The organism is Furfurilactobacillus milii, from assembly GCF_021654115.1.
GTDB lineage: Bacteria > Bacillota > Bacilli > Lactobacillales > Lactobacillaceae > Furfurilactobacillus > Furfurilactobacillus milii.
On the sequence record NZ_JAIWJF010000001.1, the window covers coordinates 511791 to 535349 of the forward strand.

The window sequence follows — 23559 nt, forward strand, 5'->3', positions numbered from 1 at the left end:
GGAAAAAACTAAAGGACGTGATATTCGAAAAGAACAGTTAAACCGCCCAGAATCAGCAATGATGCAATGGTTAGCGCATGTGCCCACTTGTGACGGGCAAACACCGCAATGTACTCGCGAATAATGGCGTTTGGTAAGAAGAACTTAGCAGTGCGTGAACCAATCCCATCAGCTTTGAGGCCAGCACGACGGGCAATCATCCCCGCACGGAGCGTATGGTAATTACTGGTCACAAAAATCGCGTTAGGCTGCTTGCCATCATTAAACGTCATTAGTTTCTTCGAGAACAACATGTTTTGCAGCGTATTGATGGACTGGTCCTCGGCAATTGCGTGATCAGCGGGGATGCCGTGTTGTAAAGCATATTCACGCATCGCAACACCTTCCGCGCGGGTCTCGTTGCCGCCTTGCCCACCTGAGAGAATCAGGATGGGTGCCTTACCGGTCTCGCGTAATTGTCGTTGGTAGAATTCAATCCCGCGGTCGACTCGTTGTGCTAACAGTGGTGGCACGTCACCACCATTGATCAGTCCGCTCCCAAGCACAATGACATACTGTTGATTGCGTTTGGGCCGGTTAAATTGATAGAGCACCAATACGGTAAGGTAGTTATAAAACCAAAAGAGTAGGTACAGCACGACGATATCGGTCACCATGTTGAAGAAAACGAACCACGGTTGTGGTAACAAACGGCCGGCCCAGGTGTCAAGCCAAGGAATCAATAGCACGCCGATACCGAGAATCAACGTTAACATATTGCCGAGTGAGTGGCTTTCCCTACGCCAGACGATGACGGCGTTCCAAATTAACAGGATACTCTGAAGAGCAAACACCAACCCAATTGCAATTATGGCCAAAACAAACGGAACACCGAATAGCACGATCAGAATATGATTTTCCATGTTCAAAATCGTTGACCCCAGCGCCAGCAACATTGAGTAGAAAGCGATGTTAAACCAGATACCGTTAATCAACCGGCGCTTATCTCGGTACCAGGACCAAGCAAAGATTAGTGCAAAAATAATAGCAATCAGCCAGACCGATTTAATTATTGGACCGGCCCCATAGTTGAAGTGCATGAATCGAATTCCCCCTCGTGTTCGTAACTCAATTGTGCAGGTTGAACGCTATTTTGACAACAATTTGCAATTAATTTTATGCGCTGGGAGCGCGGTCAACAGCTTCGTGTAGTTGTTGCCAAACGTCTGACGGCATAAAGCGTTGCAGGTAGTTGGTTTCGTGTGCCAGCAATTCTGGTGTGCCAATCTGTTTAACGATGATTAATGCCGCTTGTAGACGATTCAATCCAGCATCTTGTTTACCAGTTAAGTACATAATCATGCCGACAAGAATTTGATATTTAACGGTCTCATAGAATTGCCGAGGATGGATTAATAGGCGTTTGAAGAGTACCAAAAAGTGCTGAGCAGCGTCTAAGCGATTGTGTTCAGCACAGGCACAAGTCAAGTTGTTCAAGATGCGGAATTGGGCAGACACATTATCCGTTTGTAAATTCACGTAGGCCAGCCCGCGTTTATACATCAGATCGGCTAAGGTGATCGCCTGATCGACTGGCAGGCATATCAGCGAGTTGCCAAATAAGTAAAGCTCGTAGAATCCCCAGTGTTCAGCGCTTGATAGGTAGTTAATGATGAGTTCCTGTGAGGATGATGCTAATGTTGTCTGGGTTAATGATGCAATACAGGCATCTAACATTGCGTCATTTAAATCGAGAAAGAGTGGCAACAGCTGTTCGTGGTCTTTTCTAAATGTGCTTTTTAACTGACGTAAAGCGCCAATATTATCTGCCAGATATAAACGGCTCACGTCATGCAAATACTGCTCGTTTGTCGAGTGATCTGACTGTGCGGACTGGTCAAAATAGACGAACTCCGCGATGTCGACATTAATCCGCTCAAGCAGGCGGGTTAATGTTGCAAACGAAATATCAGTTAGACCACGCTCGTACTTGGATAAGAATGAGGCAGTAACGATGCCATCACTGACTTCTGTCAGCGATAAATGTTTGCCACGACGCAATTGCCGGAATGTTGCACCCATTGAAGACATAAAAGACTTCTTTCTATTTGTATAATATGACAATTTCAATACACTATTCAGAGTCTAATGCTAATGTGAACAACGAACAATAGCTATTTATTAAACGCGTCGACGCGTGATTAATCGATATGAGGTGTTGTCATGATTAAATCACGCTTTAATTTCCAATTTTTGTGGCTGTCTTTCACAGTTTCGACACTGGGCGACTGGCTACTAAAAATCGCTTTGCCAATTGCCATTTATCAACTGACAGGTTCAGGTGCGCAAATGGCCTTTATCTACGGGATTCAATTTTTACCATGGCTGTTTATTTCAGTCTTTAGCGGCATTATGGCTGACCGTTTTGAAGAACGCCAGATTTTGTTCTGGGGTAATTTAGGTGCCGCCTTGGCTACCAGCTGTCTAGCCATCTTAGTGCATAGTCACACAACTGGATTCTGGTTCTATCTATTGATTTTCGTGCAGGCTAGTTTCGCGCCGTTAATGCATCCAGCTTTTCAAAGTATCATTGCACGGATCGTTGATCCATCGAGATTGTATAAGGCGAATGCTTCTTTACAGGTTGTGGATAACACATTGAGCCTAATTGGTCCGATGGTCGGTGGTTTGTTGACTGCGCTGATTGCACCACAGTTAGCGGTTTCCATTGATGCGGCAAGCTTTTTACTGGCGGCCATTTTGAGTTTTGCTGTCCACCCCAGCGCAAAACGTCAAACTGCATTAATTTCAGAATCGACAGTAAGCGCCATAAAGGCCGGCTTCGTTGCTTCATATCAAAATAAAATTGTTTGGTATGGGGCTCTGTTATTCTTTTGGACAAACTTGGGTACCAACATGTTTGCCGCTAACTTTATTTATTTTATGCGCCATTCGCTGCACACATCTGTTTCGATTGCTGGTATCACGATGGGATTAGCAGGCATTGGGGCAATTATCGGCTCTCTTGCGACGCCATGGTTAAGTCGTCATTTTTCGGCAGGTACTTTAATGGTTGGCACAACATTATTAGCTGGTGTCAGTTTGGTTGGTGTTGGTCTGAGCCACCACTTCCTTTCAGTAGCAGCCTTTTATGCGCTGGTTAATTTCTGTGGCAATGTGAATGCGGTGGTGTTCTTTTCATTACGGCAAACGGTTATTCCACAAGCAATCCTTGGCCGTGTCGTCAGTGTGACGCGAATGATCTCGTACGCGTCGATTCCCATTGGTAGTTTTCTGGGAGCAGGGCTAGTGGCGGCGCATTGGCCGTTAGCAGTCATCATTGTAATAGCGGGGATGATTCGTTTTTGCGCCGGTGTCTTTGGCTGGTTTACGCCCTTAAATCGTTCTTCGACCGTCAATTAATTTGGTCACAAAAAGTCCGCAATAACCGATTCTAATCAGTCATTGCGGACTTTTGAAACGAACTTTTATTGCTTGGCGTGATGTTGTCGAACCAAGTACTTCCGTAATTCCTCCAGTAGGAACAACGGAATTGGAATGACAATCAGAAAAATCCATTCGCTAACACCCAGTGGCGCCGTGTTGAATAACCCCTGTAAGAATGGGATATAGATCAAGCAGGCTAGGAGCAATACTTCAAACGCAATTCCCCACCAGATGCGGTGGTTGCTGAAAATACCGATGCTGAAGACTGAAGATATCTGTGTCCGACAGTTGATGGCCGCGGCAATCTGACAAAAGACAATTGCGGCCAGCGTCATGGTGGTGGCTTCGCGGTAAACAGCACCATTGCTTGCCAGTGCGATGCCAGGCCAGCCGTTCATCTTGTTAACGAAGAAGTAGGCGACCGTTGAAATCACAGAGGCGACTAGACCATATAAGCCAAACGCTTTCCAGATGATGGACTTGTTCAACAAGTGGGCTGTCCGCGGACGCGGTGGCTGATCCATAATTCCTGGTTCACTTTGTTCAGCACCAAGGCCCAAGGCAGGTAACATATCCGTTCCTAAATCAACGGTCAAAATCTGCATAACGGTTAATGGCAGTGGCACCAGCCCACGGGTGAACAGGAAGATAACTGATGGCGCTGCTTCTGGCACGTTACTGTTTAAGATGTACAACAGGAACTTTTGCAAATTACTGTAAACGGTTCGGCCTTCTTCAATAGCGGCCACGATGGAAGCAAAGTTATCGTCAGTCAGGATCATGTCTGCTGCGTCTTTAGCAACATCGGTCCCAGTGACACCCATGGCAATCCCGATATCAGCCTTCTTTAAGGCTGGTGCGTCATTGACACCGTCACCAGTGGACGCGACGATATCGCCGTTTGCTTGGCACATCGAGACGATGCGGAATTTATGTTCAGGCGCAACGCGGGCGAAGATAACTTCGCCTTTGACCGCTTCACGAAGCTGATCGTCACTCATTTGGTTGAGTTCATCACCGGTGATGACGCGCGCTTTGTCAGAAGTGAGACCAATTTTGACGGCGACACTCTTGGCAGTTAACGCACTGTCGCCAGTGACCATAATGATCCGGATGTTGGCACGATGACACTTTTTGACTGCATCGTAAATTTCGGGACGTGGCGGGTCGGCCATAATGGTCAGCCCAACGAAGATCATGTTCCGTTCAGCTGCGTCGATACTGATTGCTTTGTTGTCTTGAGGGAGTGTTGAACTATCCGCGCCGACTTCTCGATAGGCAAACGCCAATGCGCGTAACCCTTGAGCAGCGTACGTTTCATTGGCGTGGTTAATCTCGTTGCGGTCGGCATCAGTCATGGCACGCACATTACCGCCATCTAGAATCTGATCACTGATGCTTAGCATGCCATCGAGAGCACCCTTTGTGTAAATGACGCGGCCACCATCAGCAGTGGGGTGAATCGTCGTCATCCGTTTGCGATCAGAGTCAAACGGCAATTCAGCCAGACGTGGCATTTTTTTAGCAACCGTTGTCTTATCTAGGCCAGCCTTAGCCGTTAAGATATCGAGGGCTGCCTCAGTCGGTGTGCCCAGAATTTTCGGTGTATCTTGACTGGTCGCTGGCGCCTGAACCTGAGTATCGTTATTAAGTAGCGCAATTTGTAGCAGTCGTGAAAGGTCTGCATCCTGTGTAGTATCGAAGTCTTTGCTACCAAACTGAATGTGGCCGTTGTTGACATATCCGGTGCCCGTAACAGCATAAGTGCGGGTCGGCAGCCACACATTGTTGATGGTCATTTGGTTTTGCGTCAACGTCCCGGTTTTATCAGAACAGATGACGGTCGTTTCGCCTAGTGTTTCCACACTGTTGAGTTGTTTTAAAAGGGCATGTTTTTTGGCCATCCGTTGCGTGCCTTGAGCTAATGATAGTGTGACAGTTGGCAACAAGCCTTCGGGGATGAACGCAACGATCATGCCGAGCGCAAAGATAAACGATTTAGCGACCGGATAGTGGACGAAGAAGATTGCCAGAACAAAGAAGACAACTCCGATTAGAATCGCGATAAGTGATAGTTGCCGAGTTAGGCGGTTAAGCTCTTGCTGCAATGGTGACGCAGTTTGCTTTTCATTCTGAGTTAGACTAGCAATCTTACCGAATTCCGTTTGCATCCCAGTGCTGAGTGCAATCGCGGTTGCCGTGCCACTGGTAACCACGGTGCCAGCATAGACGATGTTCTTTTCGGCAAACTGACCGTCGCCATGATTATAGGTTGAACGTTTGGAAGTCGGAACGGACTCACCGGTGAGGGCAGATTCGTCAACTTGCATCGAGGAGACTTCAGCAAGGCGGGCATCTGCTGGAATCGCGTTACCAGCCTGAATGGCGAAGACATCACCAGGTACCAGATCATCCGCATTGATTTGCATGTCCTTGCCATCGCGTGTGACTTGGACAAACGTTGGTAACATCTTGCGCAAGGAATCCGTTGCCTTTTGTGCGGCATGTTCCTGCCAAAAGGAGAAACACCCGTTGATCAAGTTGACAGCCCAGATGGCAATGCCGAGTTCCACCATCCCAGCGAACATGGCGATGAAACCACTGACCCACAGCAAAATGGCCATCATCGACGTAAAGTTCTTGAGAAAGCTCAGTAACTGCGACTGACGTTTGCCATGCTGAATGGTGTTGGTCCCGTATTGTGTGAGCCGTTTTGCCGCCTCATCATGACTGAGTCCTTCTGCTGAAGTGCCAAGTTGTTCTTGTAATTGTTTGATATCCATCTTAGCAAAATCATCATTTGTTAATGTTTTCGTTGCCATAGTCCTCGCCTACTTACATTCCTAAATTTAGATGCTAGGGCCAGTATAGGCCTTTTATAATTTTCGTTAAATTAGAGTACATCGAAGTCAAAAACAGTCGAGTGAGTGATTGCTCACCTAATGAATTGACTACAGCATACGCCTCTCATTAACAAAGTCAAATTTAGATGGATTTATTCACGATGCCACGCCATCCCAATGCTTTCGGGAGCTGTTGGTTGAAAACCGAACTATGCGTACAGGTGGTCAGCAGGCACATCAGCGATCAAACTAACGTCTGCGTCCGCGGGAGCATGTTCAGATAAATAGTTGGTTACAGCGCGCATTAATTGTTTGCCGAGGCCGTGACCTTGCTCACTTGGTGTGACGGCAACATCGACGACTTCGAAGACGATACTGCCATCGCCAACAACGCGTGCCATCGCCACTAATTGGCCTTGTTTTCGAATTGAAACGCCCATTAAACTGTTTGGCAAACCGCGAGTAGCTGTGGCAAGGCTACGTGGGCTTAGACCTGCCGCTTTGCGCAATGCACAAAACTCTTCGGGTGTCGGCAAGGTGAGTGTTAATTGATAATTTGTTTCATTGGACATACTAGTCATCTCAATTCTTTTCTATTATTTCGTCACGGTTGTGATAGGTAGGTTTAGCTTACCCGCTAGTGCAGCAAACGTTTTATCGGCTGTTGCACGAATTACTAAAGTGGCCCGATCATCGAATTCCGTTTGGGCGGGGTTGATGTCAGCTAGGGTTGAGCGATCCTCAACATGATCGTAGTATCCGTTAGCGCCGGTGACGAGGACTAAGTCAGCGGTATTTGTCCATAAATCAGCACGTTCACGCTCTGCAGGCACTGTCGCAATGTTGCGGAATATGGGATCTGGTGAAATAATGCCACCACAGTTTGGACAATGCGGTACTGGATCACGTAAAATTTCGAGGGGATAGATGCGACCACACTGCACACAGTGGTTAATGTTCAAACTACTCCAAATATTGGCTGTGTTACGACTGCCAGCACGCTCATGAAGATAATCGACATTAGTCGTAATCACACCGTCTAACAGTTGATGGTGTTCAAGCTGAGCTAAAACTTTATGAGCAGCGGTCGGGCCGACATTAAAAATCGGATCAATAAACAACTGATGAAATTGACGATAAAAATCATCGGGGTGTGCTTCAAGGTAACTTTCAGATGAAAGTGAACCTGTCGTACCGCCACTCAATTGTTCCAAGTCGGGGATGCCACTGGCCACGGAGATGCCGGCACCTGTTAACGCGATGGTGTGATGTGATTTTGAAATGAGCTGAGCCAACTGATTAATTTGTTCGTCAAAGTTTGCTGATTGATGGTGAGTTAAAGGATTAAACATGACTGAGGACCTCGATAACATTTTTATTAATAAACGGTCAATTATGAAGGATGTAATGAGGGTAACGTTTACGCAACGGGCACAAGGTGAATGTGAGCGTGATCAACTCGTTGACCAGCGATTTGGCCGACATGACTAAAAACTTGATAACCACGGGGATGTAGTTGCACATCGAGTGATTGTTTTGCCTGTGATAGCAAATCCATCATGGCATGTTGTTCCTCTGGTGTGGCGTCAAACAAGGTTTGGCAATGCCGCCGTGGCACAATTAACATATGACCGGGAGCCATTGGATGAATGTCATTAAAAGCGACAGCCAGATCGTTTGATAATAAAATTTCGTTAGCTGGCTTGTCGCAAAATGGACAATTAGTTTGTTTAGATGTAGTCATAAAAAGTACGCCTCCCTTAAGGCCGCGATTGAAGAAGTTTGTCGATAGTGGGATCTAAGTCACTCACACTCAGTTGTTCTTGGTATTCAGGACGCACCACTTGTTGGCATTTAAAGTTTACGTAGTCAATTAGTGCTTGTCGTGCGGTCAATGAATGGGTGACAAGATAATGTTCGTCGAGTAGCGTGGGAATCATTTCGTGATCCGCCAGCAGCCAGAGCGTTGGGTTGGCCTGATTAAATAAATTCAGTGTCTGACCGTGCGTGTAAAACTGGCGCTGTTGTTGGTCAAATTTTTCAATCGCAGCATTTAGTGTTGAAGATAATTGGGGATACTCAGTCGTTAACTCTCGGCGAAAGCGGCGCGACAGGCTACTTTCAAACAGTAACTGAGCCTTAATCAATTCATTAAGGCCGATGAGCATGGCTGTTTGATCATCATTAGCGGTGGGCAGTTGTAAGTCGTCGATGAAGTCGCAATACTCTGTAATCACAGCTGTCATAACATCATCTTTTGACGAGAAGTAACGGTAAACGGTTGTGCGGCTTGCATGTGCAATCCGGATAATATCGTCCATTCGCAGATCCGAAAATCCGTTAATGTTCATGTAGCTTATAAGGTGGTGTAACATGTCGGTTCGCTTTGAAGTTTTGGTCATGATACGCTTCCTTTCCAATCTCAGCTAAAATCATTCATAATTGTGGACGAGTATAACACCATTCTAAAAAAAGTGTACAAAAAAGAATAAAAATGTTCTTTTTGTTTCATTCATTACAAGAAAACAGTTTATAATGATGCCAATTAGAAAAGTGGCGAATGAATTATGAAGCGACGTACCAAGGTTTTACTGATTGTTAGTCTTTTATTGCTCGGATTTGTGGGGTGGGATGCCGGGCACAGTCTCTTATATCAACACCGTTTATCGACACTTCATGCAAGACAGACCCACACGGCGACAGTGTTTATCGGTGGTTATGGTTCAAATGCCAAGGCTTTTGACCAGATGACGACGCATTGGCAACGGGCAGGAATTGCTAGCCATCGCGAACTGGTTCGCATAAACAATCGCGGCCAATTGAGCTTTTCTGGTGATCAACGGCCCTCAACTAATTATCTGATTCAACTGGCGTTTGCGGACAATCGCGATCCAGCTGTTCAAATCAGACTGTTGCCTAAAATTATGCATGAATTGCGAACTCGGCAGCACATTACCAAGGTTAATTTTGTAACGCATTCGATGGGTGGTGGCGTTGCATATAGTTATCTGGTTACCAATCACGCTGACGCACAACCGCAAGTCCATCATTGGGTCGCCATCGCTAGTCCATTTGCAACGATCAACAGCAATACTTCCATTGCTCACAGGTATAACCGTTATCTCAAACGAGCGGCCGACCTGCCACGTGACCTGAAGATCCTAGCTATTGGCGGTAATGTGTGGGGATTAGGCACGGATACGGAAGTGTCAGTTGCTGGGGTAAAGGCATTAAGACCACTTGCAGCACAATATGTTCAAACGTACCAGCAGCACATTATTAACGGGGATATCTTATCTGTTCAGCACTCAGCGTTACGGTCCAATCCGGAAGTCGTATGGCAAACGGCACAATTTCTGTTTTAAAAGCATCTGTATAAAGTTAACCGGTTATGATTAATAGCGATTAGCTAAACCCAATTAACAATGGAATTTGTTAACGAGATCGATTTTTCCAATTACTGCATAAAATAAAAAATACGTTGACGTTTAATTGCCATCTTTTGATGGTTAACCAAACGTCAACGTATTTTTTTGCAAACTCACATTGCAAACATGACAACCCACATCATGCGAATTGCTTCGATAAGCATTGTTAGCAACCCTAATCCTAGGAGGCCCCAGCGACATACCACAAGGCGCGTTGCAATTTAACTTTATCCATGGCAATCTCCTCTATTCACCTTGAATTCTAGTCGAAACGGTCTGGATGTGCAATTAGTAAATTTATGATAGGTGATTATTGGTGACGTGCCAAAGAAAATAGTTTATTTATGAGCGGTTGGCACTTACCATTATTTGTGTGAGTCACAGAAATATCGGCATTGAATTGCCTTAAAAATAACAAACCGTTCATTATCACTCGTCAGTTAATTGTCGGGTGATTGTGAACGGTTTGTTTTCGATAAAGTGGCAACCTTGATTAGTTTAGAACCACAAACTGGAACTTAGTCGTCTAAATTCAATTTTGTATATTCTGGTGTCCACTTTGTGTTAAGAACGGCAGCCTTCACGTCGTCAATCGGTTTCTCATTCAATCCTTGATCGACAGCGCTTTGAGCAACAGCTTCAGCAACCGTTTCGGAAAAGACGTTAAGCTTTTCAACAGGTGGCAATACCGCTGCGCCGGGTTCGTTCACATCAATGATCCCGCCGAGTGAGTGGGCGGCTTTGCTGATCATCGTGTCATTTAGCACTTTGGCGGAAGCGGCAATGGTGCCAAGACCTAAGCCAGGGTAAACCAGTGCGTTATTGGCCTGACCGATTTTATACGTGATACCGTTATAGTCGACATCGTGAGCCGGAATCCCCGTCGCAATCAAACCGCGGCCGTCAGTCCACTTGATGAGGTCGTCAGCGGAAGCTTCTGCCAGCTTGGTTGGGTTGGACAGTGGGAAAATGATGGGGCGTTCCGTGTGAGCGGCCATGTTACGAACGATATCTTCAGTGAAGGTGCCTGGCTGAGTTGATGTGCCCACCAGAATTGTCGGGTGAATGGCGTCAACGACAGCGGCTAAACTGGTCAGCTCATCTGCGTTTGTGAATTCACTCCGTTGACGGGCAAACGGCCGTTGTTCGGGGGTGAGGTCAGTCATGTCATCAAACAGCAGTCCCTGTTTGTCGACCATGTAGAAGTGTTTACGCGCTTCATCGGCACTTAACCCTTGTTCGACCATTTCGTCGAAAATCCGTTTGGCAATGCCGGCACCAGCGGATCCTGCACCAAACGTCAGGTATGTTTGGTCGGTCAATTTTTGCTTTGAAATGTTCAATGCGCCGAGGATGCCAGCGAGGGTGATGATACCAGTCCCCTGAATATCATCGTTGAAGGTGACATACTGACGCTGATACTTCTGCAAAATTTTGGCGGCATTATTGCGACCGAAGTCTTCAAAATGAAGGTACATATTCGGGAAGAGTGATTCAGCGGTGGTCACAAACTGATCAACGAATTGATAATATTTATCGCCTTCGACACGTTTATGATGATTGCCGAGATACAGAGGGTCATTCAGCAAGGATTCGTTATTGGTGCCAGTGTCAAGAACAACGGGTAACACTTTGCGTGGGTCGATTCCGGCCGCGGCGGTATAAACCATCAACTTACCAACGGAAATGTCAACGCCTTGAACGCCCCAGTCACCAATGCCGAGGATGCCTTCACCATCTGTGACAACAACCAGCTGAATATCACGGTTGCCGGCAACATTCTTTAAAGTTGTTGCCATGTCGTCAGGATCATCAATGGACAGGAAGGCGGCATATTGAGAGCTTAGGAACAGTTCACTATAGTTTTCAATGGTGTCCGCGATGGTTGGATCGTAGACAACGGGCATAAATTCAACGACGTGTTGACTGAATAATTTGTAGAAGAGAATCCGATTTTCATTGAATAGATTCATCAAGTACAGGCGCTTGTCCAACATGGTGGACTTGGCTTGATACTGTGCGTAAACACGAGCTAGCTGATTTTCCATCGTCTGGACGCGTGGCGGTAATAGGCCAATCAGACCAAATTCGCGTCGTTCAGCGTCTGTAAACGCAGTGCCCTTATTTAAAAATGGGTCTTCTAAAATCTCAGCTGGTGTCATTTTCATATTAATGCCTCCATGAATGTTTTAATAAACTAAAGATACAACCCTGTTATAATCATAGTCAAACAACTCGTTTGATATAAAAGATAACAATATGGAGATTATTAAAAATGAATACACGTGATTTGGAATACTTTATGGCAGTAGCGGAGCGGCAAAACTTTTCGGCCGCCGCAACGCAATTTCACGTTAGTCAGCCGACGATCACACTCGCAATTAAACGTTTGGAAACAGAGTTCGGTGATACCTTGATTCAGCGGGATCGGACACACGCACAGGCCCATTTGACACCAGCAGGAGAGATTTTACAACGGCGGGCCACCTTAATTTTGCAAAATTTGAAATTGTCACAACAGGAAATCATCCAGACAAAAGCCACGACCATTCGATTTGGGTTGCCGCCGATTATCGGGACGGTTTATTTTCCTAAATTAGCCGGCAAACTAATGGCAGATGGGATTCTCAGCCGTATCCGTACTCGTGAAGCCGGTTCTGATCAGCTACTTAAGGAATTGCAAAATGGCGATATCGACATTGCACTATTGGGTTCGATTCAACCCTTACCCAATGACCGTTTGCACACGCAGTTATTGGCAGAACGACCGTTTCACGTGATTGTGGGCAACGAACATCCGTTAGCTCATCGCGAACAGGTAAGTTTTCGTGAACTCGCCGATGAACGGTTCGTGACGCTGAATGATAATTTTATTCATCCAGCAGCATTAACGGCCTTCTCAAAAGCGGCCGGGTTTACGCCAAACGTCATTTATAAATCGCCCGACATCAATTTGATCAAAGGATTAGTAGCTGAGAACCTCGGCATTAGCATCTTGGTTAGTGATGCTATCAAGACTGGGGATGAGGTTGCCTCGCTGACGATTGAGGATGCGCTGACGGAACGCTTTAATATTTCCCTGGCTTACCGTCAAGGATTTGTACCAAATGAGATGCAGCGACAGTTTATTGATGATCTAAAGATGATTAAGTAGAATGTTTGATTCATATAGAAAACCACGTGGGTGGGAATGTAATAACTGATCAATGATTAGTTCTGGCTTGATTGATGACGTTATTGCTTTTCAAATTGACGTGGTTTTTTTATGTGATAGAGATTTTCATGTTGCTAGAAAAATTTTTCCACGCAATCATTTTTTAACAATGAATTTAACCGATCACTTTGCTTAATTCGTAATTTTAATGGCAAAAAGGCGTCTATTTTTCGAACAAAATAGTTAGCTACTATAAGTATTAGCTAGTTATACATTTAAAAACTAAAATTTGAAAATTCATGGCACACAATTGATTTGGAAAGCGCTTAATAATCTATTTGCGTAACTGGTCTGATTAGACGCATCAAATTTGCAATTGTGCACTTACTATTTATGTACAAACAATATTTATGCGTGCTAAACTGCTTTTGGAATCAAGTTAGAGGTGGTAACTGTTTAACAGCTAGACATTAATATGCTTTAAAGATAGATCAAAAAAATGGTTAGTCTGTTAACCTATTTTGGTGTAACTTCGTGACCAATCGCCGATATACATATAGCGAGACGACGATTTAGCCAGCGATGAATATTAAATCAATTACAATTTGGATTTGCTTTCAAGGGGGTATTGATTATGTCTCGCAGGAATAAAGAAATCGCAGATACGATAACAAGTGAGAAAGAGCATTACAAGATGTACAAGTCTGGTAAGCAGTGGCTGTTTGCCGGAATTACCGTATTCACATTTGGTGGCTTTTTAGTCAACGGTGAAAAGAATATTGAAGCGGCAACGGATGCAAATGATGGTACGCCGAGTGACCCACAATCGGATGCCACCAAGCAAACCAATACGCCACTTGAATTCACGACGACAGTTACGCAAAACCAGACGACTGCCAGTGCAGCACAACAGCCGGCGTCTGCGTCAACGACGCCGACAAGTCAAGCGACTAATGCTGCCACGACAGCCACTTCAACTGCTTCAGCAAGTCAGGCAGTCTCACAGGCAACCGCTAGTCAGAACAGTAAGGCTCCGCAACAACCATTACAAATCAAGACCACACCGGTTACTAGCCAATCACCAGTTAGCTCCGTCAGTGCACAAAACACTTCAGTGGCTTCTGATCAGTCTAGTCAGGCACCTCAGACAGCAACAAGTGCAGCCTCCACTGCGCCAGTTGCTAGTCAAACCGCTACGTCTATCGCGCCTCAGAGCGAAACTATTAATGGCAACTCACAAGCAACTGTGACGAGCACTAATCAAACACCAACAGTTACAGCCCTACCAAATGGTGCGACAAGTCAACAGGTTACTGATGCAAAAGCGGCGGCGCTTAAGGCATTTGCAGAAACCGGAACACCACAGGAAATTACTCAGATGGACGCAACCAGTAATGCGGGCACGTCCACGACTGATACAACTTCTGGCGCAACATCTAATAGTGCATGGACGAATTACAGCAATGTACTTACACAGGCCAATGCGGTCGTTCGGTCGCGCTACACAGGTGCGTCGTACGCCGAACTTAATGCCGCACTCGCCAACGCAGCTAGTTTAACTGATACTTCTTCACCGGTCGCATTGAAGCAGGCACAGCAACAAGTTCAAAGTGCACTTGACGGACTCGTTACTAATCCTGGAGCTGACGCGGCAGGTGATACAAACAAGCTTATTGCAACTGATCAAAATCAGTATCCTACTAGCGATGCAGCCAAGTACACAACTGACACGTGGCAGGCATATCAGGATGCATTATCAGCTGCCGAGTCTGGCGCCTCAAATAATGCAACAACTGCTAACACGTTATCTGTACTGAGCAAAAAACTTAATGATGCTACAGCTAACCTTGAGCTGAATAAAGCAGATGTTTTGTTTGGTAAGTTAACTACCTTACTCAACAGCGCAGCAACGTCGATTGATAATGCGGGCACGTTTACGATCGCTTCGATTCAAAATTTGAAGACGGCTCAAGCAACCGCTCAGAAATTAACATCGTCTAGTTCAGCCCAGGATATTCAAAATGCATTAACGGCGTTAAACGCTGCTGAATCAGCATTGATTCCAGCTGGCTCATTGAAAAATTTGCAGGATCAATTGAACACTGCCAAGTCCACATATATGAACTTTCAATCCTCTGACGCAACGGCAACAAATTACGCTTATAGTGCATATACAAAGGCTAGTTGGGATGCCTTTACCAGTGCCTATGTTTACGCTCGAGCTGTTATGAATAACAATGCAGCAACGCAGGATCAGTTGAGTAACGCCATTTTTAATTTAAAACAGGCCACTCAGCAGCTGGTTAGTGAGCAAGTAGCTCAAGACGATTTGAACACGACAATCACTGGGGCCAAACAATTACTTGCTGAGAATAACGGTGGTGCTTATAGCACAGACAGTACGTACAACTTAAGCATGGCGGTTCAATCTGCTCAAGCATTGTTGGATTCAAATGGTGATCCACTGAAAACAACCACAACGGATCAGTTAGTGAGTGCAACAAATGCTGTTCAAAATGCTGTTAACCAGTTAACAACGGTTTCGGATTCTGCTTGGAACGACTTGAACAAAATGATTAATAACTCCAAGCAACTCAATCCGGTTAACTTTGATAGCAAAACGTATGCCAATCTGGTGAATGCACGGTCTAATGCTGTTAGTGATCTGTATGATGAACCATCATCGGATTCAGTTAAAACGGATGCGTCCAATTTGCGAAAGGCAATTTGGGGCACCATTGCAAATGATAGTGCTGCAGCTTCGGCACGTGCAACGTTAAGCCAGATTCTCAACAATGAAGTGGCGCAATCACCAAGTCTGTATACAAATGAAACTTACAGTATTTACAAGTCTGTTCTGGATAACGCTACCAATCTCATGGATACAGGCAGCCTAGACACAGTTAAACTGAATCAGGCTATTAGTGACTTGCCATTCTACTTTAACAACTTGTTGTTGTTGACTGACGCGCAACAAACACAAAATTCTGCCACATTGACAGGGACACATGGCACGATTACTGGTGACAAGTGGGACACTGTCAGCACCACCGATACGGGCCACAGTATTAGTTTCGGTGCGGTTAGTTCGTTTGATAAAACGTATAAAGGCAACGGCACAATTATTACGACAATTAAGTTACCTGCTAGCTTAACGCCATTCTTTAAGACTTCGAATTGGAAAGATTATACGAAAGTTGCTTATGTCGTAGAAGTTAAAGGTGGCGCAAGTTCACAAAAAATTGGCACGGGAACGGTTAATAGCGATGTTGTTGAACCCAAAAATGCCATTGCTTTGGTGGAGGCTCTTGCTAATACTCACCAATTGTCTAGTTCGACTGATTTAGTATCAGACTTCAAGTTGTCACTTTCGTTTAATGCAGACGGTCAACCAGTTTTGACGATTATTACTGGAAAATTGCCAACAACTGGCCCATCTAATAGCGATCAGTTCTGGTTCCAAATTGATATTCCAGCATGGCATAAAGCCGGTGATCAGCATTACTTAGCTCGTACAACAGGAACGCAATCGGATAATGCCGTTTACACTGAATCACATATTAATGGGCTACCTGGCCTTTCCGAAGTTGGGACATCCTTTGTGCTGGCCAACCATTATGCAATTGCAGAAGCTAACAACACTACGCCTGCCAATGCCGGTTATGACTACTCCAATTCAGCCATTCCAGATCCGGCGACTAACAGCGGCGGTATTGCAATGGTCGGCCTTACATCAACGGATAATGAACCAACAGAAAACTTGGTTCAACAGGCGGTACCGCAGTTTAAGACAAGCAATGTGTCATCAGACATTGTCCAAGGGACCAACACCATTACTGATAATGTGACCGTTGACCACACGACGGATGATCCTGGCGACACCTACCAAGTTGTCTTTAATGATACGAAGAAAGTTACGATCACCAACCCTGATGGCACTAAGTCCACGGCTTACCAAGTAGTTGCAACTGCTGTCGGTAACATTGATAGCAATGGCAATTACACAGCTAGCTTTGGTCAACACGATGGCACAACGATGAGTGGTGTCACTGTGCAAACGGGTGATGTTGTGACAGCCTACATCCAACGGGTCAACACAATTAGTGGTGCTATTTCACAAGGCACAATGGGTTATGCAATTGCGAGTGTGCCATCAGCACAGACACCGTTTGTTTACGTTGATTCCGACACTGTTAAAGTTGGTTCCTCTAAGATTACTGGGACCATCTCAAGCTTGGTTGCATCCACGGTTACTGCTTCCGATGCAGTAAACAAGAAAGTTTCACCGAACGACATGAACGTTTACACCGTTACCGTCACGGTTTACAACCCAGATGGTTCGGTAAATGCTTCTAACAACACGCAGGTTGAAAAAGACGGTTCATGGACAAGTACTGTCGGCACACCTTTAACAGCTGGTAAGTATGTTCAGGCAACTGCGCATGTTTTGCACGGTATTGTTTCGGGAACAAACGCAGTTCAACCGACTGGGGTTCAACTGACTGATTTGGATACCAATGTATCTGACTCCATTTATGTATTAGCTAATAAAGATGTCTTAAACGCGGCCATTTCCGATGGCACTACGGTTCAAGGCAGCATGGCTGATCCTGCGTACGCAACTGCAACTAAGGATGACTGGGCTAACTTGTCCAAACAGATGACAGCAGCGACAACCGTTAATAACGATAAAGCGGCTACCCAGGATGCCGTTAACGAAGCTGTTAAGAACTTGGATGCGGCAATTACGCAGATCACAAAATCAAAGAACGGATTGGAAGCGGCCATCAAGTCTGCCCCGGCAGCCACCGAGGCCCAGAAATACACGCCGACAACTTGGAGCAACATGCAATCTGCATTAACAGCAGCGACATTGTTGGATGCTAAACCGGCTGATGCCTTAACAGCCACACAAATAACTGACGCTACCAATACATTGCTTGATGCAATTAACGGTTTGCAGTTTATGAGTGCTTCTCAAACGACGGGAACGGCAGCTGGTGAGGCAACATCAAACGCAACGACTGCTAATTCTGATGCTGAAAATGCGACAGCCAATGCTAGCGCTGCTGCGGAGAACGCGGATCTTGCTACATCGGCAGCTGCTAAGGCCGCCTCGTTAGCAGCCCAGGGCTCTGATGGAACCACTGATTTAATTAATGCGGCCATCAATTACACGACGGCTAAGGGGTTGGCTTCACAGGCAGCCTTAAATGCTCAGCGTGCGACAGCCGAAGCCAACGCGGCCTCAGCAGCTGCTGCTCAAGCTCAATCGGCCGCGGTTGCTGCAAATACGCCTGAAGCTAAGGCATTGGCTAACGATGCTGCCACGGCAGCGAAGAAAGCAGTTGATAACGCGGCGGCAGCCACCGTTGCTGCAAATAGTGTTGCGAACGCTGTGGTTGCGGCCACCGCTGCTTATGACGCAGCTCGGGCAAACATTGCAACATCAACTGCTAACACGGCGATTAAGGACGCTCAAAAACAAAATGCAGCGGCCAGCGACGCAATTACTAAAGGCGATAAAACTTCTGCTTTGGCAGCATTAAGCGCGGCCGACACAGATGTCAACCAAGCTACTAAAGCGTTGAGTCAAGCAAGTGATGCCCTGAAAGTCGCTCAGTCAGAGGCTGATGCGACGAGCGCGGCAGCAGCATTACCAACGGCTACTGATAACGACAAGACGGCTGCCACGAATGCTGCGAATGTTTACAAGGCTGCCAGTGACGCTGCCGTAGCCGCACAGAAGGATTTGACGGCGATTCAAGCGACTGTTCAAGCGACGCGCAAGGTTGCCGAAGCCATGACTGATACTGGTACAGCAGCTGATCCCGCAACTAGTGAAGCGGCTACCAAGGCGACCACGGCTGCATCAAGCGCCACTAGCGACGCAACGACAGCAGACAGCAACGCGGTTGATGCCAATAGCGCAGCAATTGCTGCTAACAGTGCTGCTGCGGATGTTGCAGCCTTGACTAAAGCTGGTTCTGACGCCACAGACGCATTGATTAGTGACGCTGTTAATGTTGCCAGTGCAGCCAACTTGGCTTCCCAAGCAACTAGTAATGCTGCAAAAGCCACTAGCGAGGCTACGGCAGCTAGTGCCGCTGCCAGTGATGCCGCCGTTGCGGCTACTAAGGCTGGCACAGATGTCGCTAAGTCGCTGGCTACGTCAGCCAGTGAAGCTGCTGCGGCAGCAATGCAGAAGGCTACGGATGCCACTAAGGCTGCACAGACAGCGACAAACGCTGCTAAGGCGGCCCAAGCAACTTATGATGCAGCTAAAGCCAATGTTGCTACGGCTGCGGCCAGTGCTGCGGCTAGTGATGCCGCGGCGCAATTGAAGACTGCAAACGCAGAGATTACTAAGGGCAATCAAGATGCCGCTAGTGACGCTTTATCAGCCGCTAGCGCGGATAACACCAAGGCAACTGCCCAGTACAATGCGGCTAGTGCCGCTTTAAGCACAGCAACCGTTGAGGCAAAGGCGTTAACAGACGCTGCCAGTGGCGCTGATGCTACGGATGCAGACAAAACGAACGCAGCGGCTGCCGCACAAGCAGCTAAAGATGCTGACGCTAACTTACAAGCAGCTAAAACTAATGTTGATAAAGCTGCGACTGATTACACGACTGCGCACACCAGTTACACCAATATGACACCTGGTGCAGGCACTGTTGAAAATAGTGACGGCAGTGAGACAACTACTGTAAAGAACGCTGATGGCTCAACGACAACCACAACGAAGGATAAAAATGGCAAAGTTATTGACACGTTAACCACCAAACCAGATGGTTCAACGGATGACGTTAAGTATGGTTCAGATGGTTCTTCCACAGAAACAAAGAAGGATCCCGCCGGTAACGTAACCCAGAAGGTTGTGACTAATACTGATGGTTCGACAGTTACCACAACCCCTAATGATGACGGTTCTGTTACCACCGTTACCAAAGACAAGAGCGGTGCAACAACGTCCACCCAGACTAAAGATCCGTTTGGCAACACCACGATGACAACGCCAACCAGTGATGGCGGCAGTCAGACCGTTAAGAAGACAGCAGCCGGTAAGACGATTGAAACGAGCACTACTAATCCGACGACTCATGACACCACGACGGTAACGCCAACGAGTGATGGCGGTCAGAAGACGGTGGTTACCGATCCAAACGGCAAAGTGATCAGCACCACAATTACAGATGCGAGTGGCAAACCAGTTTCGACTAGCACTGTTGACCCGACGACTGGCGACACGACCACCACAACACCAACGAGTGACGGCGGCCGGAAGACGGTTGTTACTGATCCAAATGGCAAAGTGATCAGCACCACAATTACAGATGCGAGTGGCAAACCAGTTTCGACTAGCACTGTTGACCCGACGACTGGCGACACGACCACCACAACACCAACGAGTGACGGCGGCTGAAAGACAGTTGTCACTGATCCAAACGGCAAAGTAATCAGCACCACAATTACGGATGCGAGTGGCAAACCGGTTTCAAAGAGCACAGTTGATCCAACGACTGGCAACACCACGACTACCACTCCAACAACGGATGGTGGTACTCATACAGTGGTTACCGATCCAAATGGTAAGGTGATCTCCGATGTTACCAAGGATTCAACTGGCAAGACGACTAATGAGATCACCACGGATCCAGCAACCGGTGATACCACCACGACGACGCCAACAAGCGACGGTGGCACACACACAGTCGTAACAGATGCCGGTGGTAAGACAATTTCTGAAACGACCAAGGACCCAACTGGCAAGCTGATTTCGTCCACGACCACGGATCCCAAGACTGGCAATACGGTTACCACGACGCCAACGACTGACGGTGGCGAGCAAACAGTCGTCAAGGATCCAAATGGCAAGACTGTTTCGACGACGACCACGGATCCCAAGACCGGTGATACCACGACCGTTACGCCAACGAGTGATGGCGGATCTAAGACAGTTGTCACTGATCCAAACGGCAACACAATTTCGACGACCATTACCGATAAGGATGGCAAACAAATTGACAAGACAACGACTGATCCGACAACTGGTGATGTTACCCACGAAACGACTGGCTCTGACGGTCAACACATTACGCAAACAACCGGCTCTGATGGGCAAATCATCAGTCACCAGGTTACGGACCCAACGAATCCTAAGCAAAAGGTAACGACCACGACGACCTCTGATGGTGGCACAGTCACCGAAATGACGGATGCTGACGGTAACGTAATCAAACGGGTTACACGCGATCCAAATGGCAATGTCGTTAAGACGGAAACCATGGATCCGAAGACCGGTGACACCACAACTGTTACGCCAACGAGTGGCGGCGGTAGTAAGACGGTTGTCACAGACGGTACCGGCAAGGTCATCAGCACGACCATCACGGATGCTAACGGAAAAGTGATTTCTGATAGTAAGACGGATCCGGTTACTGGTAATACCACCACGACCACACCGAATAAAGATAATCCCGCTAACACGGATACCATCACGCCAACATCGGATGGCGGCAAACAGATTGTGACGAAGGACCCACAAGGCAACGTGATTAAGACGGTTACTGAGGATCCAAATGGCAAACCAATCAAGACGGTGGTCACCGATCCAAAGACTGGCAACACCATCACGACCACGCCAACATCAGATGGCGGTCAAGAAATTGTGACAAAGGATCCACAGGGCAACGTCATCAAAGACGTGATCGAAGATCCAAGTGGCAAGCCAATCAAGACTACGACGGCAAATCCAAAGACTGGTGAAACGACGGTCACCACGCCAACAAGTGACGGTGGCACGACGAGTCAGACGACTGGTTCTGATGGTAAGCCGATTTCCAACACGACGACGAAACCAACGTCAGATGGCGGTTCAACATCTACCACCACTGATCCAACTGGTAAGCCAATCTCCTCAACAGTCACGGATCCACATGGTGATACAACGACTACGACGCCAAATAGTGATGGCACTACAACTGTGGTCAAGAAGGATCCAGCTGGCAATTTGATTTCGTCCACGACGACGGACCCAACGACTGGCAAACAGACGATTACAACGCCGACAACAGACGGCAAAGGTACTGTTCAAACAACGAAGGGACCAAACGGAAACGTTACCAAAGAGCTAACAACGAACCCAGATGGCAGCACGTCTGACAAGCAGTTTAACCCTGACGGTAGTTACACCATTGTCGACCGTGATCCAAGTAAGAATGTCACGGGTGCAACGTTTGGCGCGACCGATGGTTCCAAGACAACGTTTGCTAAGAATCCGGATGGGACAACAACGGTAGCTGCCACCGATAAAGATGGCAAAGTAACTGATACTAAGACGATTCCTAAAGACGGTGGGGATGCGACGGTCGGCAATGTACCCGTTAGTGTTGGCTCGGATGGCACGTTGACTGCTCACCCAACAACACCAAATGGCGTGACAACCCAGGTAAATCCCGATGGCACCATCGCAATGTTCAGGAGCATGGTTGATCCAGTGTCAACGTTTGTCAGCAAGGATGATTTCTACGACAACACGAAACCGAAGACAACGGTTCAGACAAATCCTGATGGCAGCACAGTTAGTGTAACGACTGACCCAACAACGAAAGCCGTTACCAGTGCGACGCTTAAGGGCAGCGATGGTTCAACTGTCACGTTAACGAAGAATGCTGATGGGACGACAACTGCAACGACTACCGATAAGGACGGCAAAGTTACTGGCACTGCGACGATTCCTAAGAATGGTGGTAGTGCAACGGTTGGCAACGTACCGATCACGATTGATTCAGACGGTACCATGACCGTTGATGGACCAACTCAAGGTAGTGTTGGCACAAAGATTAATCCAGATGGGACAGTTTCACTGTTCAAACAACTGGTTGATGCCGTTGGTGTCTCTGTTACGAAAAAGGACTTCTACGACAATACTGCGCCAAAGAGTGGTAGTACAGCCGGCAGTGATAGCAGTAATACACCTGGTTCGGGTTCGACAGGCGCTACTAACACTGGTTCTAGCGCAGTGACTGGCGGTTTCACCGGTGCTGGTTCAACTGGCACGACAAACAACGGTGCAGCTGGCTCGAACGGGGCTAGTGCTGCTGGTTCAACTAGTGCCGGGTCTAACGCCACTAGTTCAACGGGAAATAACGCCGGCTCTGGTGCACCAACTCGCAATGCTGGTTCGACGGCTAATACCGGTTCAAATGATGCAACTAAGACTCCTTCGAACAATGCGACAACAAGTGCTGCTAGTTCAAACGCACCTCAACCGAACACGGTCAGTGCTGGTCCAACTTCAACTGCCGCTGTTCAACAGCGCGCTAATGGTGAAACGTTTGCTACGCCATCATCGGTTGTTGCTCCGACAACTGGTGACCGCACAACGAACACGGCGGTTAAAGGCAATGGTAATGCTATTGCACAACCACTTGCGAATACAACTGTTGGGACGCCAATGACGTCAACGATGCGTTTGAACAGTGGTTCGACATCGACTGTTACCAATGGCATGAAGGGTGAAACGCCGTCAACGAGTCCTACAACAGATGGCATTTTACCTGATACTGGTGAAAACACGAGTACCGCAGGTGTCATGGGCTTGCTTGGTGTAGCAGGATTGACTGCTGGATCGGCAATGTACATGTCCAAGCGGCGTAAGCACGGAGCGTTAGAAACGGTCACTGACAAACGTCATTAAGCAACG

General features: G+C 47.1%; 13 protein-coding genes. 5 read left to right on the forward strand and 8 right to left on the reverse strand.

All coding sequences use genetic code 11. From position 1 onward, the window contains the following. Nucleotides 1-8: 8 nt before the first annotated feature. Both LDK34_RS02170 and LDK34_RS02175 read right to left on the reverse strand, forming a co-directional pair. Nucleotides 9-1079 carry a YdcF family protein gene (locus tag LDK34_RS02170; protein WP_236941401.1) on the reverse strand — a complete coding sequence of 357 codons (1071 nt, stop codon included), beginning with the start codon at nucleotides 1077-1079 and terminating at the stop codon, nucleotides 9-11. A gap of 76 nt (nucleotides 1080-1155) precedes the next feature. Beyond that, nucleotides 1156-2070 (reverse strand): helix-turn-helix domain-containing protein, encoded by a 915-nt coding sequence (locus LDK34_RS02175; protein WP_236941402.1) that lies wholly within the window; start codon nucleotides 2068-2070, stop codon nucleotides 1156-1158. 132 nt (nucleotides 2071-2202) lie between these two features. On the opposite strand from LDK34_RS02175, the gene LDK34_RS02180 reads away from it, so the two are divergent. After that, entirely contained in the window at nucleotides 2203-3402 is a 1200-nt protein-coding gene (locus LDK34_RS02180) for an MFS transporter (protein ID WP_236941403.1), read from the forward strand. A gap of 65 nt (nucleotides 3403-3467) precedes the next feature. Here the strand turns inward: LDK34_RS02180 and LDK34_RS02185 are convergent, their stop codons facing one another. From LDK34_RS02185 to LDK34_RS02205, 5 genes are all read right to left on the reverse strand, one after another. Further along, nucleotides 3468-6248: a cation-translocating P-type ATPase gene (locus LDK34_RS02185; protein ID WP_236941404.1), complete on the reverse strand. Its 2781-nt coding sequence runs from the start codon at nucleotides 6246-6248 to the stop codon at nucleotides 3468-3470. Between the two features lie 230 nt (nucleotides 6249-6478). Next, nucleotides 6479-6841, reverse strand: coding sequence for a GNAT family N-acetyltransferase (locus tag LDK34_RS02190; RefSeq protein WP_236941405.1), 363 nt, complete (start codon nucleotides 6839-6841; stop codon nucleotides 6479-6481). A gap of 24 nt (nucleotides 6842-6865) precedes the next feature. Beyond that, nucleotides 6866-7621 carry an SIR2 family NAD-dependent protein deacylase gene (locus LDK34_RS02195; RefSeq protein WP_236941406.1) on the reverse strand — a complete coding sequence of 252 codons (756 nt, stop codon included), beginning with the start codon at nucleotides 7619-7621 and terminating at the stop codon, nucleotides 6866-6868. Nucleotides 7622-7689: 68 nt separating this feature from the next. Then, nucleotides 7690-8013 (reverse strand): HIT family protein, encoded by a 324-nt coding sequence (locus LDK34_RS02200; protein WP_236941407.1) that lies wholly within the window; start codon nucleotides 8011-8013, stop codon nucleotides 7690-7692. Nucleotides 8014-8029: 16 nt separating this feature from the next. Continuing rightward, nucleotides 8030-8671, reverse strand: a complete 642-nt coding sequence (locus LDK34_RS02205) for a TetR/AcrR family transcriptional regulator (protein ID WP_236941408.1) — start codon at nucleotides 8669-8671, stop codon at nucleotides 8030-8032. Nucleotides 8672-8836: 165 nt separating this feature from the next. On the opposite strand from LDK34_RS02205, the gene LDK34_RS02210 reads away from it, so the two are divergent. Further along, the gene (locus LDK34_RS02210; protein WP_236941409.1) at nucleotides 8837-9634 is read left to right on the forward strand and encodes an alpha/beta hydrolase; all 798 of its coding nucleotides are present in this window, start codon (nucleotides 8837-8839) and stop codon (nucleotides 9632-9634) included. 581 nt (nucleotides 9635-10215) lie between these two features. Here LDK34_RS02210 and LDK34_RS02215 read toward each other — a convergent pair. Continuing rightward, nucleotides 10216-11865 carry a malolactic enzyme gene (locus LDK34_RS02215; protein ID WP_236941410.1) on the reverse strand — a complete coding sequence of 550 codons (1650 nt, stop codon included), beginning with the start codon at nucleotides 11863-11865 and terminating at the stop codon, nucleotides 10216-10218. 107 nt (nucleotides 11866-11972) lie between these two features. On the opposite strand from LDK34_RS02215, the gene LDK34_RS02220 reads away from it, so the two are divergent. The 3 genes from LDK34_RS02220 to LDK34_RS02230 all read left to right on the forward strand — a co-directional run bounded on the left by LDK34_RS02220 (nucleotide 11973) and on the right by LDK34_RS02230 (nucleotide 23553). Beyond that, nucleotides 11973-12851: a LysR family transcriptional regulator gene (locus tag LDK34_RS02220; protein WP_236941411.1), complete on the forward strand. Its 879-nt coding sequence runs from the start codon at nucleotides 11973-11975 to the stop codon at nucleotides 12849-12851. A gap of 634 nt (nucleotides 12852-13485) precedes the next feature. After that, nucleotides 13486-20277, forward strand: a complete 6792-nt coding sequence (locus LDK34_RS02225) for a KxYKxGKxW signal peptide domain-containing protein (RefSeq protein WP_236941412.1) — start codon at nucleotides 13486-13488, stop codon at nucleotides 20275-20277. A 147-nt stretch (nucleotides 20278-20424) separates the two neighbouring features. Further along, entirely contained in the window at nucleotides 20425-23553 is a 3129-nt protein-coding gene (locus LDK34_RS02230; RefSeq protein ID WP_236941413.1) for a beta strand repeat-containing protein, read from the forward strand. Nucleotides 23554-23559: the final 6 nt, after the last annotated feature.